This window comes from Pseudomonas sp. FGI182, from assembly GCF_000511325.1.
Lineage (GTDB): Bacteria > Pseudomonadota > Gammaproteobacteria > Pseudomonadales > Pseudomonadaceae > Aquipseudomonas > Aquipseudomonas putida_Z.
Genome location: NZ_CP007012.1, coordinates 4,315,110 through 4,330,007, shown reverse-complemented (window position 1 = coordinate 4,330,007; position 14,898 = coordinate 4,315,110). Strand labels below are relative to the sequence as shown.

The 14,898-nt window shown below is 64.8% G+C and carries 9 protein-coding genes; 3 read left to right on the top strand and 6 right to left on the bottom strand.

The features are described 5' to 3' along the window. Positions 1 to 89: 89 nt before the first annotated feature. Positions 90 to 1,397, bottom strand: coding sequence for an FAD-binding oxidoreductase (locus tag C163_RS19090; protein WP_025340178.1), 1,308 nt, complete (start codon positions 1,395 to 1,397; stop codon positions 90 to 92). Between the two features lie 24 nt (positions 1,398 to 1,421). Then, entirely contained in the window at positions 1,422 to 2,786 is a 1,365-nt protein-coding gene (locus C163_RS19085; RefSeq protein ID WP_025340177.1) for a glutamine synthetase family protein, read from the bottom strand. A gap of 569 nt (positions 2,787 to 3,355) precedes the next feature. On the opposite strand from C163_RS19085, the gene hrpA reads away from it, so the two are divergent. Further along, positions 3,356 to 7,261, top strand: coding sequence for an ATP-dependent RNA helicase HrpA (hrpA, locus tag C163_RS19080; protein ID WP_025340176.1), 3,906 nt, complete (start codon positions 3,356 to 3,358; stop codon positions 7,259 to 7,261). Positions 7,262 to 7,480: 219 nt separating this feature from the next. After that, the gene (locus C163_RS19075) at positions 7,481 to 8,602 is read left to right on the top strand and encodes a beta-ketoacyl-ACP synthase III (RefSeq protein WP_015271305.1); all 1,122 of its coding nucleotides are present in this window, start codon (positions 7,481 to 7,483) and stop codon (positions 8,600 to 8,602) included. A 231-nt stretch (positions 8,603 to 8,833) separates the two neighbouring features. Here C163_RS19075 and C163_RS19070 read toward each other — a convergent pair whose 3' ends face one another. After that, a complete protein-coding gene (locus C163_RS19070) occupies positions 8,834 to 10,078 on the bottom strand; it encodes a putative porin (RefSeq protein WP_025340175.1) in 1,245 nt (414 codons plus the stop codon). A gap of 263 nt (positions 10,079 to 10,341) precedes the next feature. On the opposite strand from C163_RS19070, the gene C163_RS19065 reads away from it, so the two are divergent. Then, the gene (locus C163_RS19065; RefSeq protein ID WP_025340174.1) at positions 10,342 to 11,469 is read left to right on the top strand and encodes a GNAT family N-acetyltransferase; all 1,128 of its coding nucleotides are present in this window, start codon (positions 10,342 to 10,344) and stop codon (positions 11,467 to 11,469) included. Positions 11,470 to 11,633: 164 nt separating this feature from the next. Here the strand turns inward: C163_RS19065 and C163_RS19060 are convergent, their stop codons facing one another. The 3 genes from C163_RS19060 to C163_RS19050 form a co-directional block, all read right to left on the bottom strand. Further along, entirely contained in the window at positions 11,634 to 13,466 is a 1,833-nt protein-coding gene (locus tag C163_RS19060; protein ID WP_025340173.1) for an ABC transporter ATP-binding protein, read from the bottom strand. A 62-nt stretch (positions 13,467 to 13,528) separates the two neighbouring features. Then, on the bottom strand, positions 13,529 to 14,086 hold the full coding sequence (locus C163_RS19055) for a peptidylprolyl isomerase (protein WP_025340172.1): 558 nt from the start codon (positions 14,084 to 14,086) through the stop codon (positions 13,529 to 13,531). Further along, a complete protein-coding gene (locus C163_RS19050; RefSeq protein WP_025340171.1) occupies positions 14,080 to 14,892 on the bottom strand; it encodes an alpha/beta fold hydrolase in 813 nt (270 codons plus the stop codon). The genes C163_RS19055 and C163_RS19050 overlap by 7 nt, the downstream gene beginning before the upstream one ends. Between the last annotated feature and the right edge of the window lie 6 nt (positions 14,893 to 14,898).

The window sequence follows — 14,898 nt, the reverse complement described above, 5'->3', positions numbered from 1 at the left end:
TTCAGCCGTGATGCTGAAATTGCTGGGGCCGCTTCGCGGCCCGATCGCGACACGAGGCCGCTCCTACAGAGGTTGCGCAGGCCTCAGGTTCAGCGCAGTTTCTCCAGCATCTGGTAGTACCACATCCCCGCCGCCAGCAGCGGGTTGCCCAGCAAGTCCCCCAACGGCACCCGCACATGCTTGCACTGGGCAAAGGTGTCGAACTTCTCCAGCGTCCCGGTCAACGCCTCGGCCATGATCTCGCCCATGATGTGGCTGGTGGCAATGCCGTGCCCCGAATAACCTTGGCAATACCACACGTTGTCCGACAGCTTGCCCAGCTGTGGGATGCGGTTGACCACGATGCCCATGGCGCAGCTCCACTGGAACTCGATCGGCACGCCTTTCAACGCCGGGAAGGTGCGCTCGATGCACGGGCGCAGTTCGCCTTCGATATCCCGTGAATCACGGCCGGAATAGTTGGCGCCACCGCCGAACAACAGGCGCTTGTCGGCGGTCAGGCGGTAGTAGTCGAGGACGAAGCGGCAGTCGTACACCGCCAGGTCCTGCGGGTTGATCTGTTCGGCCAGTTCCCCCAGCGGTGCGGTGGTGACGATGCCACCCATGGCCGGGAAGATCTTGCCCTTGAGCTGGCGCTTTTCCAGTTTGTGGTACACATCGCCGGCCAGCATCACCTGGCGCGCCTCGACCCGCCCGTGGGTGGTGACTACCGCCGGGCGCGGGCCGTGGACGATGTCCAGCACTTCGGAGTTTTCGAAAATCAGCGCCCCCAGGCCATGGGCGGCACGGGCCTCGCCCAGGCACAGGTTGAGCGGGTGCAGGTGCAGGTTGCGCAGGTTCTTCAGCGCGCCCAGGTACAGCGGGCTTTGCAGGTGCTCGGCCATGGCTTCGCGGTCCAGCAATTGCACCTGCTCGCCCATGCCGCGCCGCCGGGCCTCGGCTTCGAATGCGCGCAGCTCGTCCATGTGCGAGGGCTTCATGGCCGCGTGCAGGTGGCCGCGCTTGAGGTCGCAGTCGATGTTGTAGCGTGCCACGCGCTGCTCGATCACCTGGTGGCCGCGCCAGCGCAAGTGCCAGATGAAGTCATCGACCTCGGCACCCAGGCGGTTGCGCATCTGTGTGCGCATGGCCTCGTCACCCGACAGGCTGCCGGTGACCTGGCCGCCGTTGCGCCCGCTGGCACCCCAGCCGATGCGGTTGGTTTCGACGATGGCCACCTTCAGGCCACGCTCGGCCAGTTCCACCGCCGTGGCCACGCCGGTGAAGCCGCCGCCGATGATCGCCACATCCACCTGTACCGTGCCCTTGAGCTGCGGGTACTCGGTGTGGTCGTTGAGGGTGGCGCTGTAATAGGACGGCGCGCGCTGCGCCGGGCCCTTGTTCAATGCTGCGTTCATGGGGGTTCCTTGTTATCTGGGGGCTCAGGCCTGGTGCAGGTACCAGCGCCAGTCCTGCTCGCTGACTTCGGCCATGAACTGGCGGTACTCGGCGCGCTTGACCTTCAGGTACACGCCAAGGAAGTCCTCGCCCAGTGCTTCGCGAGCCCAGCTGGAATGCTGCAGGGCGTCGAGGGCAGTCAGCCAGTCGGTGGGCAGGTGTTCGGTGGCCTGGGCATAGCCGTTGCCTTCCACCGGTGCCCCTGGGTCCAGCTGTTCGCGGATGCCCCGGTGGCTGGCGGCAAGGATCGCCGCAGCGGCCAGGTAGGGGTTGGCGTCGGCGCCGCAGATGCGGTGCTCCACATGCCGGCTGTTGGCCGGGCCGCCCGGTATGCGCAGGCTCACGGTGCGGTTGTCGACGCCCCAGGTTGGTGCCAGCGGGGCATAGCTGTTGGCCTGGAAGCGGCGGAACGAGTTGGCGTTGGGGCAGAACAGCAACAGCGAGTCGCGCAGGTGGCGCAGCATGCCGGCCACGGCCTGGCGCAGCAGCGGGGTGCCTGCCTTGTCCTCACTGGCGAACAGGTTGTTGCCGGCGCTGTCGGCCAGGCTCAGGTGCATGTGCATACCGGTACCGGCCAGTTGCGCGAATGGCTTGGCCATGAAGCAGGCCTGCATGCCATGGGCGTGGGCAATGCCTTTGACCAAGCGTTTGTAGCGCACGGCCTGGTCCATCGCCTGCAGGGCGTCGCCGTGCTCGAGGGTGATTTCCACCTGGCCGGGGGCGTATTCCGAAATCGCCGTGCGGGCCGGGATGCCCTGGGCCTTGCAGGCGGCGTAGAGGTCGGCGAGGAACGGCTCGATCTGCTCCAGTTCGCGCAGGCCATACACCTGGGTGGTGCGTGGGCGGCCGCCGTCGTTGTCCAGCGCCGGTTGCGGGCGGCCCTGGGCATCACGTTGCTGGTCGAGCAGGTAGAACTCCAGTTCGCAGGCCATCACTGGATGGTAGCCGTCGGCCTTCAACGCCTCGATGGTACGCAGCAGCACATGGCGCGGGTCGGCGATGCTGGCCGGCAGGCCCTCGTTCGGGTGCATGCTCACCTGCACCGCGGCGGTCGGCACCCGGCGCCAGGGCAGGCGTACCAGGCTGCCTACAAGCGGGTAGGCGCGGCAGTCGATATCGCCCACGTCCCACACCAGGCCGGAGTTTTCCACGTCGTCGCCGTTCAGGGTAAGGCCGAGAATGGTGCTGGGCAGCGGCCGGCCGGTCTGGTACACGGCCAGCAGTTCCTCGCGGTGCAGCAGCTTGCCGCGCGGCACGCCGTTGGCGTCGAGGATGAACAGTTCGAACAGTTCGATATCGGGGTTGTCGGCCAGAAAACGGCTGGCCTGCTCTACAGGTGCAAAGTGCATGATGGATTCGCTCACGGGCGCACGGGCCACCGCGCATGCAGGCGGCCCGGCTGAGTCAAACGGCCGGAAGACGGCCGGGTCTGGTCACAACGGCGTGAACGAGAAATCCGGTGGGCGTGCGTGACGGCAGTGCCACAGTGCCCAGAAGGCGAGGATGATATGGACCAGCGGATTCTCACCGGCACGGCGCCGGGCCTTCGCTTGCGAAGGGCGGGACGACGGTGGGGCGATGGGCTGGACGGGAGTCATGCCTTTGATACTCACATGCGGCGTAAGGTTGATTAAAGCAGTGAATGGCAACCTTTACATAAGCCCTTGCTAAACTTTCAGCCGCCGTGCGATCCCTGTAGGAGCGGCCTTGTGTCGCGATGGGCTGCGGCAGCAGCCCCGGCAATTTGTGCTGGAGCGAAGATCCTGGGGCTGCTGCCGCAGCCCATCGCGACACAAGGCCGCTCCTACAGGGGCAGCGCCAGCCTGGACAGCAAAGCAGGCTCAAATCTGCGACAATCGCGCATCCTTCGAATGCCGATCATGAAAAAGCAGGCTCACCTGCATCACTAAAAAGCCCCATGACTGACCACGCCATCGACAAACTGCTGCAAAACCTCGACCACGCCATGATCGCCGACCGCCATCGCCTGCGCCGGCAATTGCACGAACTGCGCAAGCGCCCCGACGAGGCGAAGCTGGCGCAGTGGGTGGAAAAGGTCCAGGCGTCCTGCGCCCAGGTCACCGCGCGCCAGCAGAGCGTGCCGACCGTGCGCTACGACGACAGCCTGCCCATCGCTGCCAAGCGTGACGAAATCAAGAAGGCCCTGGCCGAGCACCAGGTGCTGGTGATCGCCGGCGAAACCGGCTCGGGCAAGACCACCCAGTTGCCGAAGATTTGCCTTGAACTGGGCCGTGGCAGCCATGGCCTGATCGCCCACACCCAGCCACGCCGGATCGCCGCCCGCAGCGTTGCCGCGCGGGTCGCCGAAGAACTGGGCACGCCCCTGGGCGGGCTGGTCGGTTACCAGGTGCGCTTCGAGGACCAGAGCGACGCCAACACCCTGGTCAAGCTGATGACCGACGGTATCCTGCTGGCCGAAACCCAGCATGACCGCTTCCTCGAGCGCTACGACACGATCATCGTCGACGAAGCCCACGAACGCAGCCTGAACATCGACTTCCTGCTCGGCTACCTGAAGACCCTGCTGCACCGCCGCCCGGACCTGAAGCTGATCATCACCTCGGCGACCATTGACCTGGAGCGCTTCTCCAAACACTTCGACGGCGCGCCGATCATCGAGGTGTCCGGGCGTACCTTCCCGGTGGAAACCTGGTATCGCCCACTGACCAGCGAGCAGGACGAGGAGGGCAACCAGATCGAGGACGACCTCACCGTCGACCAGGCCATCCTCGCCACGCTGGACGAGCTTGCGCACCACGAACGAAGCGAGGGCAAGGGCCCCGGCGATGTGCTGATCTTCCTGCCGGGCGAGCGGGAGATCCGTGATGCCGCCGAGATCTTGCGCAAGGCGCAACTGCGCCACACCGAGATCCTGCCGTTGTACGCGCGCCTGTCGCCGGCCGAGCAGCAGCGCATCTTCCAGCCACACACCGGACGCCGTGTGGTGCTGGCCACCAACGTTGCGGAAACCTCGCTGACCGTGCCGGGCATCCGCTATGTGATCGACACCGGTACCGCGCGCATCAGCCGCTACAGCTACCGCGCCAAGGTGCAGCGCCTGCCCATCGAGGCCGTGTCGCAGGCCAGTGCCAACCAGCGCAAGGGCCGCTGCGGCCGGGTCGAACCGGGCATCTGCGTGCGCCTGTACAGCGAAGAGGATTTCAACAGCCGGCCGGCGTTCACCGACCCGGAGATCCTGCGCACCAACCTGGCGGCAGTGATCCTGCAGATGCTGCACCTGCGCCTGGGCGCAATCGACGCCTTCCCGTTCATCGAGCCGCCGGACGGCAAGGCCATCAGCGATGGTTTCAACCTGCTGCAGGAGCTGTCGGCGGTCAACCGCGAAAACCAGTTGACGCCGATCGGCCGCCAGTTGGCGCGCCTGCCGATCGACCCGCGGCTGGGCCGCATGCTGCTCGAAGGCGCCCGCCTGGGCAGCCTGCAGGAAGTGCTGATCGTCACCAGTGCGCTGTCGGTGCAAGACCCGCGCGAGCGCCCGCCGGAGCGCCAGCAGGCGGCCGATCAGGCGCACGCGCAATGGAAGGATGTGGATTCCGACTTCGCCGCGCTGGTCAACCTGTGGCGTGGCTTCGAGGAACAGCGCCAGGCGTTGACCGCCAACCCGCTGCGCAACTGGTGCCGCAAGAACTTCCTGAACTACCTGCGCCTGCGCGAATGGCGCGATGCCCATCGCCAGCTGGCACTGATCTGCCGTGACCTGCAGCTGACAGTGAACAAGGACCCGTCCGACTACCCGAAAATGCACAAGGCCATTCTCAGTGGCCTGCTCAGCCAGATCGGCCAGAAGACCGAAGAGGGCGACTACCAGGGTGCCCGTCAGCGGCGCTTCTGGGTGCACCCGTCGTCGGGCCTGGGGCGCAAGCGCCCGCAGTGGGTGATGGCGGCCGAACTGGTCGAAACCACCAAGCTGTACGCACGCATGGTGGCCAGGATCGAGCCGGACTGGATCGAGCCGCTGGCCGGCCACCTGGTCAAGAAGAACCACTTCGAGCCGCACTGGGAGAAGAAGCGCGGGCAGGTGGTGGCCTACGAGCAGATCACCCTGTACGGCCTGATCCTGGTCGGCCGTCGGCCGGTGCATTTCGGCCCGATCGACCCGGTCACCTCGCGCGAGCTGTTCATCCGCGAAGGTCTGGTGGGTGGCGAAATCCAGTCGCGGGCCAAGTGCCTGGCGGCCAACAAGCGCCTGCTGGAAGAGCTCGACGAGCTGGAGGCCAAGGCCCGCCGCCGCGACATTCTTGCCGACGAAGAGACGCTGTACGCCTTCTACGAAGCGCGTCTGCCGGCGGAAATCCACCAGACCGCGACCTTCGACAGCTGGTACCGCATGGGCAGCCAGAAGGACGCCAACCTGCTGATCATGCGCGAGGAAGACGTGCTGGCCCGCGAGGCCAGCGAAGTCACCGCCGCGCAGTACCCCGACAGCATGCAGGTGGGCGAGCTGCGCCTGCCGCTGAGTTACCACTTCGAGCCCGGCCACCCCCGCGATGGCGTGACCGTGCGGGTGCCGGCACCGCTGTTGCCGAGCCTGCCGGGCGAGCGCCTGGAGTGGCTGGTGCCCGGCCTGCTGGAAGCCAAGTGCGTGGCGCTGGTGCGCAACCTGCCCAAGGCCCTGCGCAAGAACTTCGTGCCGGTGCCGGACTTCGTCAAGGCCTCGCTGGCGCGCATGACCTTCGGCCAGGGCGCATTGCCGCAAGCCCTGGGCCAGGAACTGCTGCGCATGACCGGCGCCCGTGTGCCCGACGAGGCCTGGGACGAGTCGGTCAACCTGGTTGAAGGCCACCTGCGCATGAACATCGAAGTGGTCGATGGCCAGGGCAAGTTCCTGGGTGAAGGCCGCGACCTGGCCGAGCTGACCGCGCGCTTTGCAGCAGCCAGCCAGGCAGCGTTGGCCGTGCCGCGTGACGCCAAGAGCGAGCAGCCGGTGCAGGCCAAGGCTTTCAGCGAGGTGAAGCAGACCGCGCAGCAGAAGATAGCCGGCCTGTCGATGACCGTGTACCCGGCGCTGGTGGAAGAGGGCGGCACCGTGCGCGAAGGGCGCTTCTCGACCCAGGCCGAGGCCGAGTTCCAGCACCGCCGCGCCTTGCAGCGCCTGTTGCTGCAGCAGCTGGCCGAGCCGGCCAAGTACCTGCGCGGCAAGCTGCCGGGGCTGACCGAGCTAGGCCTGCTGTACCGTGAAATGGGCCGGGTCGAGGCGCTGGTCGAGGACATTCTGCTGGCCAGCCTGGACAGCTGCATCCTCGAAGGCGAGCAGCCGCTGCCACGCGATGGTGCGGCCCTGGCTGGCCTGGCCGAGCGCAAGCGCGGCAGCTGGGCCGAGCATGCCGAGCGCCTGGCACGGCAGACGTTGGAAGTGCTGAAGCTGTGGCATGGGCTGCAGAAGCGCTTCAAGGGCAAGATCGACCTGAGCCAGGCGGTGGCGCTGAACGACATCAAGCAACAGCTCGGCAACCTGGTGTACCCGGGCTTCGTGCGCGAAACCCCTGGGGGCTGGTTCAAGGAGCTGCCGCGTTACCTCAAGGCGGTGGAACTGCGCCTGGAGAAGCTGGGTTCGCAGGTGCAGAAGGACCGGGTGTGGAGCGGTGAGCTGGCCAACCTGTGGGCGCAGTACAAGGCCCGTGCCGACAAGCATGCCCAGGAAGGCAAGCGTGATGAGCAACTGACGGTGTACCGCTGGTGGCTGGAGGAATATCGGGTTTCGCTGTTTGCCCAGCAGTTGGGGACCAAGGTGCCGATTTCCGACAAGCGATTGAGCAAGCAATGGAGCCAGGTGGAGGGCTAAACTTCCACAGTTGTGGCAATATTGATGCAATTTGGGGTCGCCTGGCGGCCCCTTCGCGGGTACAGCAGTGTCCTCGGGAGCGGCGCAACCCCTGTGGGAGCGGGCGTGCCCGCGAACGAGGGCGCAGCCCTCGCCTATAAATTGGCACTAAAGTGCCATTAACCTGTCATGTTTCCAGCCAGCGCCCCGTGGCGATGGCCTTTGACCAGAGGAACGACCGTGCATAACGTCGTGATCAGCGGCACCGGCCTGTACACCCCGGCCCAGAGCATTTCCAACGAAGAACTGGTGGCGTCCTTCAACACTTGGTCGCAGCAGTTCAACCAGGACAACGCCGCCGCCATCGAGCGCGGTGAAGTCGAGGCGGCGCCGCTGTCCGATGCCGCGTTCATCGAAAAGGCCTCGGGCATCAAGAGCCGCTTCGTCATGGACAAGGCCGGCATCCTCGACCCGCAGCGCATGAAGCCGCGCCTGCCAGAGCGCTCCAACGACGAACCGTCGGTGCTCTGCGAAATGGCCGTGGCCGCTGCCCGCCAGGCCCTGGAGCGCGCCGGTCGCACGGCAGCCGATGTCGACGGGGTGATCGTCGCCTGCTCCAACCTGCAGCGCCCGTACCCGGCCATCGCCATCGAAGTGCAGCAGGCGCTGGGCATCCAGGGTTTTGCCTTCGACATGAACGTGGCCTGCTCGTCGGCCACTTTCGGTATCCAGACCGCCGCCAACAGCGTGGCCCTGGGCCAGGCGCGCGCGGTGCTGATGGTCAACCCGGAGGTGTGCACCGGCCACCTGAACTTCCGTGACCGCGACAGCCACTTCATCTTTGGTGATGCTGCCACTGCGGTATTGCTCGAGCGTGCCGACAAGGCCACCTCGGCGCACCAGTTCGACATCGTCAGCAGCAAGCTGTGGACCGAGTTCTCCAACAACATCCGTAACAACTTCGGCTTCCTCAACCGCGCGGCGGAAGAGGGCGAGGGCGCGGCGGACAAGCTGTTTATCCAGGAAGGCCGCAAGGTGTTCCGCGAGGTGTGCCCGAAGGTGGCCGAGCTGATCGGTGAGCACCTGCAGGAAAACGGGCTGCAACCAAGCGATGTGAAACGCTTCTGGCTGCACCAGGCCAACCTCAGCATGAACCACCTGATCGTCAAGAAGCTGCTGGGGCGTGAAGTGGCCGAGGAAGATGCACCGGTGATTCTCGACCGTTATGCCAACACCAGTTCGGCGGGGTCGGTGATTGCCTTCCACCTTTACCAGGACGACCTGGCCAAGGGCTCGCTGGGCGTGTTGAGCTCGTTCGGTGCGGGGTACTCGATTGGTAGCGTGATCCTGCGCAAGCGCTGATTGCTTCGTCTGATCCGAGATTGCCGGGGCCGCTCTGCGGCCCTATCGCGACACAAGGCCGCTCCTACAGGAGATCGCGTACCTGCAACGGACGCATTCTCTTGTAGGAGCGGCCTTGTGTCGCGATAGGGCTGCAAGGCAGCCCCCTGCAATTTCACAGGCAAAAAAAAGCGGGAAATGCCGGATGGGGTCGGCATTTCCCGCTTCAGGTGAAGCAGTGCAGCGTGTCGCTTAGAACTTGGCTTCCAGGTCTACCTGCAGCGTGTCTACGTCAGCATCGCTGTTCGGCAGGTTGGAGAAGTCGGTCTTGGCCATCATGTAGGCCGCGCCAAGGGCGAAGTTCTTGTCGATTTCGTAACCCACCTTGAACTTGTGGCCACGGGAACCGGTGAAGCCGTTACCGAAGTCAGAGTCGGTGAACAGGCTGACTACACCGTTACGCTGCACGTCGCGGTAGTTGTAGTCCAGGCTCCAGGCGCCGATCTTGCTCTTCAAACCAGCCAGCCAGGCCTTGTCCTTGCCATCGGTGCTTTCGGTGTTCTTGACGAACTGGCCGTAGGCCGACAGCGGGATGGCGAAGCCGGTGAAGTCGACCTGGCCGAAACCTTCCACCAGCTGGAACTCGTTGGTGGTGTTGCCCAGCGAACGCAGGGCAGCAGATTCCTTGTCGTTGTCGTAGCCGTAGATACTGCCGCCGACGGTGACCTTGACAGTGTCAGCCGCGTTGAACTTGGTACCCAGCTGGGCCGCGTACAGCTGTGCGTCGTGCTTGAACTGCACGCCGTCGCCGTCGACGTTGTCCTTCAGGTTGTAGTGGCCGATGCTGCCGAACACTTCGGCCGGGCCGAGGTTGGTCTTGTAGGTAGCGGCCAGGCCTTCCGGGTTGATGTCGCTGTCCCAGATGATGTCGCCCATGCTCACCCATGGCTGCAGCATCTTGCCGCCGATCAGGTGCAGGTTCGGGACGGCAGTCGGGTGCCAGTCGAGGTAGGCCAGGTCGACCCACAGCGATTTCTTCTCGAAGTAGTTGTCCAGGCTCTGGTTGGTCGAGCGGGCATCGGCGCTGCTGCCGGTGGCCACACGCACGCCGGCGTCGACCTGCGGGTTGATCTCGCTGTAGAAGCCGACACGGGCACGTACACGTTCACGGTCCTGGTTGCCGCTGCGAGCGATCGGGTCGTCGACGTTGACGTCTTCGTAACGCAGGCGCACATCACCCTTGATCTGGGTCTTGGCGGCCCATGCCACTTTCTGTTCAAAGGAGCTCATCCGTTCGGACTGAGCTTTCTGAGCGGCCTTTTCCTTGGTTTCTTGAGCCAGGTCCGCCTGCAGTTCGTTGTACTGCGCCTGGTTGATCGAGCCATTGGCGCGGAGCATTTCGAGCAGCTTGGCGTCGACAGCTGCACTGGCCGGAGTACTCAGAGCCAGCATCATGCCGGTGAGGCTCACTCCGGTAAGTGTAGAAACAAGACGCATAAGGTTCTCCCTGTTGAATAAGATGGGGGAGGCTCAAGCGCCCGCCCCTGTGTTGGCATGTCTTCGGAAAGGGCCTGAATAGACAGGTTCTGGGGTTCCGGAAAACAGGCGCAAGTATTGCGGGGGCGAATGACAGATTAATGTCGAATTAGTGGCACTGCGGTTAAGTAATTGAGAATAAAAGGATCTGTCCCGGCTATCGTGATTTGAGTGGCGGGCCTTCCTTGGGGATACTGGGTACCTTGAAACAGCGAGCCGAAACCGTGACCAGCCTGTACAGCCTTGCCCATCTGCGTGATCTACCGGCGGCCACCTGGGATGCCCTGGTGCCGGCCGGCCAACCGTTCCTGCGCCATGCGTTTCTCAGCGCCATGGAGGACAGCGGCAGCGTCGCGCGCAACACCGGCTGGGCCGCCGAGCACCTGGTGCTGGAACATGACGGGCAGGTACGGGCGCTGCTGCCGGCGTACCGCAAATGGCACTCGTTTGGCGAGTACGTGTTCGACCATGGCTGGGCCGATGCCTGTGAGCGGGCCGGCATTGCCTACTACCCCAAGCTGCTCGGTGCCGTGCCGTTCAGCCCGGTCAGCGGCCCGCGCCTGCTCGCCGCCGACCCAGCCGATGGTCTGCTGGTGCTGCAGGCGTTGCCGGAGTACCTGGGCAAGGGCGGGCTGTCTGGTGCGCACATCAATTTCACCGAGCCGGCGCTGGACGACCAGCTGGCCGGCCTGCCGGGCTGGATGGAGCGCCTGGGCTGCCAGTTTCATTGGCGCAACCACGGCTACCGTGACTTCCAGGATTTTCTCGACAGCCTGAGTTCGCGCAAGCGCAAGCAGATGCGCAAGGAGCGTGAACAGGTGGCCGGGCACGGTATTGAATTCCGCTGGTACCGTGGGGGTGAACTGGATGAGGCGCAGTGGGATTTCGTCTACCGCTGCTACGCCAATACCTACGCGGTGCGCCGCCGTGCGCCCTACCTGACACGCGAGTTCTTCAGCCTGCTGGCCGAGCGCATGCCCGAAGCGTTGCGCGTGGTGATGGCGCGGCAGGGTGGCCGTGACGTGGCCATGGCCCTGAGCCTGGTGGGGGGCGACAGCCTGTTTGGCCGCTACTGGGGGTGCATGGACGAATTCGACCGGCTGCATTTCGAAACCTGTTTCTACCAGGGCATGGACTTTGCCATTGCCGAAGGGCTGCAGCGTTTCGATGCCGGGGCGCAGGGGGAGCACAAGCTGATTCGCGGCTTCGAGCCGGTGCTGACGCGGTCGTGGCACTACCTGCTGCACCCGGGGCTGCGGCGGGCGGTGGAGGATTTTCTGGCGCAGGAGCGGGAAGGGGTGCGGGCGTACGCCGAGGAGGCCAGGGGGATGTTGCCCTATCGCCGGGACTGATCCTGGCTCAAGGCCGGCGCAAATCCTGTAGGAGCGGCCTTGTGTCGCGAAAGGGTCGCAAAGCGGCCCCAGCTATTTCTGCTGCGAAGCTGGAAACCTGGGGCTGCTGCGCAGCCCTTTCGCGACACAAGGCCGCTCCTACAGGAAGCGCGCTGTTGCCCTGATCAGTCGACCCCGACAAACCCCCCGGTCTGGTGATGCCACAACCGGGCATACAAGCCTTGCTGCTCCAGCAGTTCACTGTGGCTGCCACTCTCGACAATCCGCCCCTTGTCCAGCACCACCAGCCGGTCCATCCGCGCAATGGTGGAAAGCCGGTGGGCAATGGCGATCACTGTCTTGCCCTGCATCAGCGTCTCCAGGCTTTCCTGGATTGCTGCCTCCACCTCCGAGTCCAGCGCCGAAGTGGCCTCGTCCATGATCAGGATCGGTGCATTCTTCAGCAGCACCCGGGCAATCGCGATGCGCTGGCGCTGGCCACCCGACAGCTTGACCCCGCGCTCGCCCACATGGGCATCGAAACCGGTGCGCCCCTGGGCGTCCGACAACTGCGGGATGAACTCGTCGGCGCGGGCCCGGCGCACCGCTTCATGCAGCGCCGCCTCGCTGGCACCGGGGCGACCATACAGCAGGTTGTCACGGATCGAGCGGTGCAGCAGCGAGGTGTCCTGGGTGATCATGCCGATCTGCGCGCGCAGGCTGGCCTGGCTCACTTCGGCAATGTCCTGGCCGTCGATGAGGATGCGCCCGCCCTGCACGTCATACAGCCTCAGCAGCAGGTTGACCAGGGTCGACTTGCCTGCCCCGGACGGGCCGATCAGGCCGATCTTCTCGCCCGGGCGGATGTCCAGGTCGAGCCCTTCGATCACGTTGGCGGCCTTGCCGTAATGGAAGTCCACGTCATCGAAACGCACCGCACCGCGGCTTACCTTGAGCGCCGGTGCGTTGGGCCGGTCGGTGACGGTGACCGGCTGGGCGATGGTCTGCAGGCCGTCCTGGACCATGCCGATGTTCTCGAAGATGCCGTTGACCACCCACATGATCCAGCCCGACATGTTGACGATGCGGATCACCAGGCCGGTGGCCAGGGCGATGGCGCCGACGGTGATCAGCGACTGGCTCCACAGCCACAGCGCCAGGCCGGTGGTGGCGACCACCAGCAGGCCATTGAGGGTGGTGATGACCACATCCATGCTGGTGACCACGCGTGCGGCCAGCTGGGTTTTCTCTGTCTGCTCGCGGATCGCTTCGCGGGCGTACTGCTGTTCGAAGTCGGTGTGGGCGAACAGCTTGAGGGTGGCGATGTTGGTGTAGCCGTCGACGATGCGCCCCATCAGCTTGGAGCGGGCGTCGGAGGAGATCACCGAACGCTCCTTCACCCGGGGGACGAAGTAGAACAGCGCGGCGATGTAGCCGGCGATCCACAACAGCAGCGGCAGCATCAGGCGCCAGTCGGCCTCGGCGAACAGCACCAGCGAGGTGATGGCGTAGATCAGCACATGCCATAGCGCATCCACCGCCTGCACCGCAGAGTCGCGCAGTGAGTTGCCGGTCTGCATGATGCGCTGGGCGATGCGCCCGGCGAAGTCGCTCTGGAAGAAGTTCAGGCTCTGCTTGAGCACATAGGTGTGGTTCTGCCAGCGGATCAGGCTGGTCATGCCGGGGTTGATGGTCTGGTGCACCAGCAGGTCGTGCAGGCCGAAGAATACCGGCCGCAGCAGCAGGATCACCACCAGCATCCAGATCAGCTCGCCGCTGTGTTCGCTGAAGAAATTGGCATTGGGCGTACCCTGGGCCAGGTCGATGATGCGGCTGAGGTAGCTGAACATCGCCACCTCGATCAGCGAGGCGACCAGGCCTACCACCAGCAGGGCGACAAAGCTCGGCCACACCTGGCGCAGGTAGTACAGGTAGAACGGCCACACCTGGCCGGGTGGTGACTCGCTGGGCGCGTCGCGGAAGATGTCGATCAGTTGCTCGAAACGGCGGTACAGCATGGGTGACAAGACTCCTGTGCTACCCGACCCCGGAAGGTTTCACGTCCCTGTGAAACCTGCGGTCAGTCGATGCGTTTGGCGGACTTGATGAACACCGGGTCTGCCGGGACATCGCGCATGCCTTTCTTGATGGTAGTTGGCGAGTTGACGATCTGGTCGACCACCTCCATGCCCTTGGTGACCTTGCCGAACACCGCGTAGCCACGGTCGCGGCCCGGGTTGAGGAAGTCGTTGTCGGCAACGTTGATGAAGAACTGGCTGGTGGCCGAGTTCGGGTCGGAAGTGCGCGCCATCGACAGCGTGCCGCGGGTATTCTGCAGGCCGTTGCCGGCCTCGTTCTGGATTGGGTCACGGGTCTGCTTCTGTACCATCTGCTCGGTGAAACCGCCGCCCTGGACCATGAAGCCCGGGATCACCCGGTGGAAGATGGTGTTGTTGTAGAAGCCGCTGTCGACGTACTCGAGGAAGTTCTTGGTACTGACCGGCGCCTTCTCGGCATTCAGTTCGATTTCGACCTGGCCGAAGCTGGTGTCCAGCAGTACGTGCGGGGTCTTGTCGGAGGCCATGACGCTGGTGGCGAAGGCGACCGAGCAGGCGGTGAGCAGGAGTTTTTTCAGCATGGGCTCAAAGATCCTTGAGAGGTGGAAGCGGCTGCAAGGAACTGCAGCAGGGTCTGGTTGAAGACCTCGGGTTGGTCGAGGGGTGTAGCGTGCCGGGAATCGTCGATGACCACCAGCCTGGCGTGGGGCATCAGGGCGACGTAGCGTTCTTTCAGTTGTATCGGGGTGTAATCGTGGTCGGCGGCGATCACCAGGGTAGGACAGTGGATCTGGCCGATGCGTTCCTGCACGCCCCAGTCGACGATGGCGTCGAAACTCTTGAGGTAGGCGCGCTTGTCGTTGCGTGCCCAGCGCTGGGCCATCTTGTGCCGCAGTTCGGCCTGCTGCGGCTTGGGGAACAGCCGCTCGGCCAGGCCCTTGCCGACGGTTTCGACACTGAGCAGGCGCGCCAGGCCCCAGCGCTTGAGCCACCATGCCCAGTCACTGCGGGTGCGGCGCTTGACCTCGGGGGCGCTGTTGACGATGCACAGGCTGCGCAGCCACTGCGGGTGATCGACGGCGAACTGGAAGCCGACCATGCCACCCATGGACAGGCCCACGATGTGCACCGGGCCGGTGTGCAGGTGTTCGAGCAGGGCCAGCAGGTCGGCACTGAAGGTGGCGATCTGGTAACCGTCGCGTGGCTTGTCGGAGCGGCCGTGGCCGCGGATGTCCATGAGGATTACCCGGTAGTGGCGGCTGAGCACCGGCACCTGCAGCTCCCAGTCCTGGCAGCTGGAGCCCAGGCCATGCAGCAATACCAGGGGTTCGCCCTGGCCATATTCCTCGTAATGCAGTGCGCATCCTTCATGTTCGAAATAGGCCATGGGCGC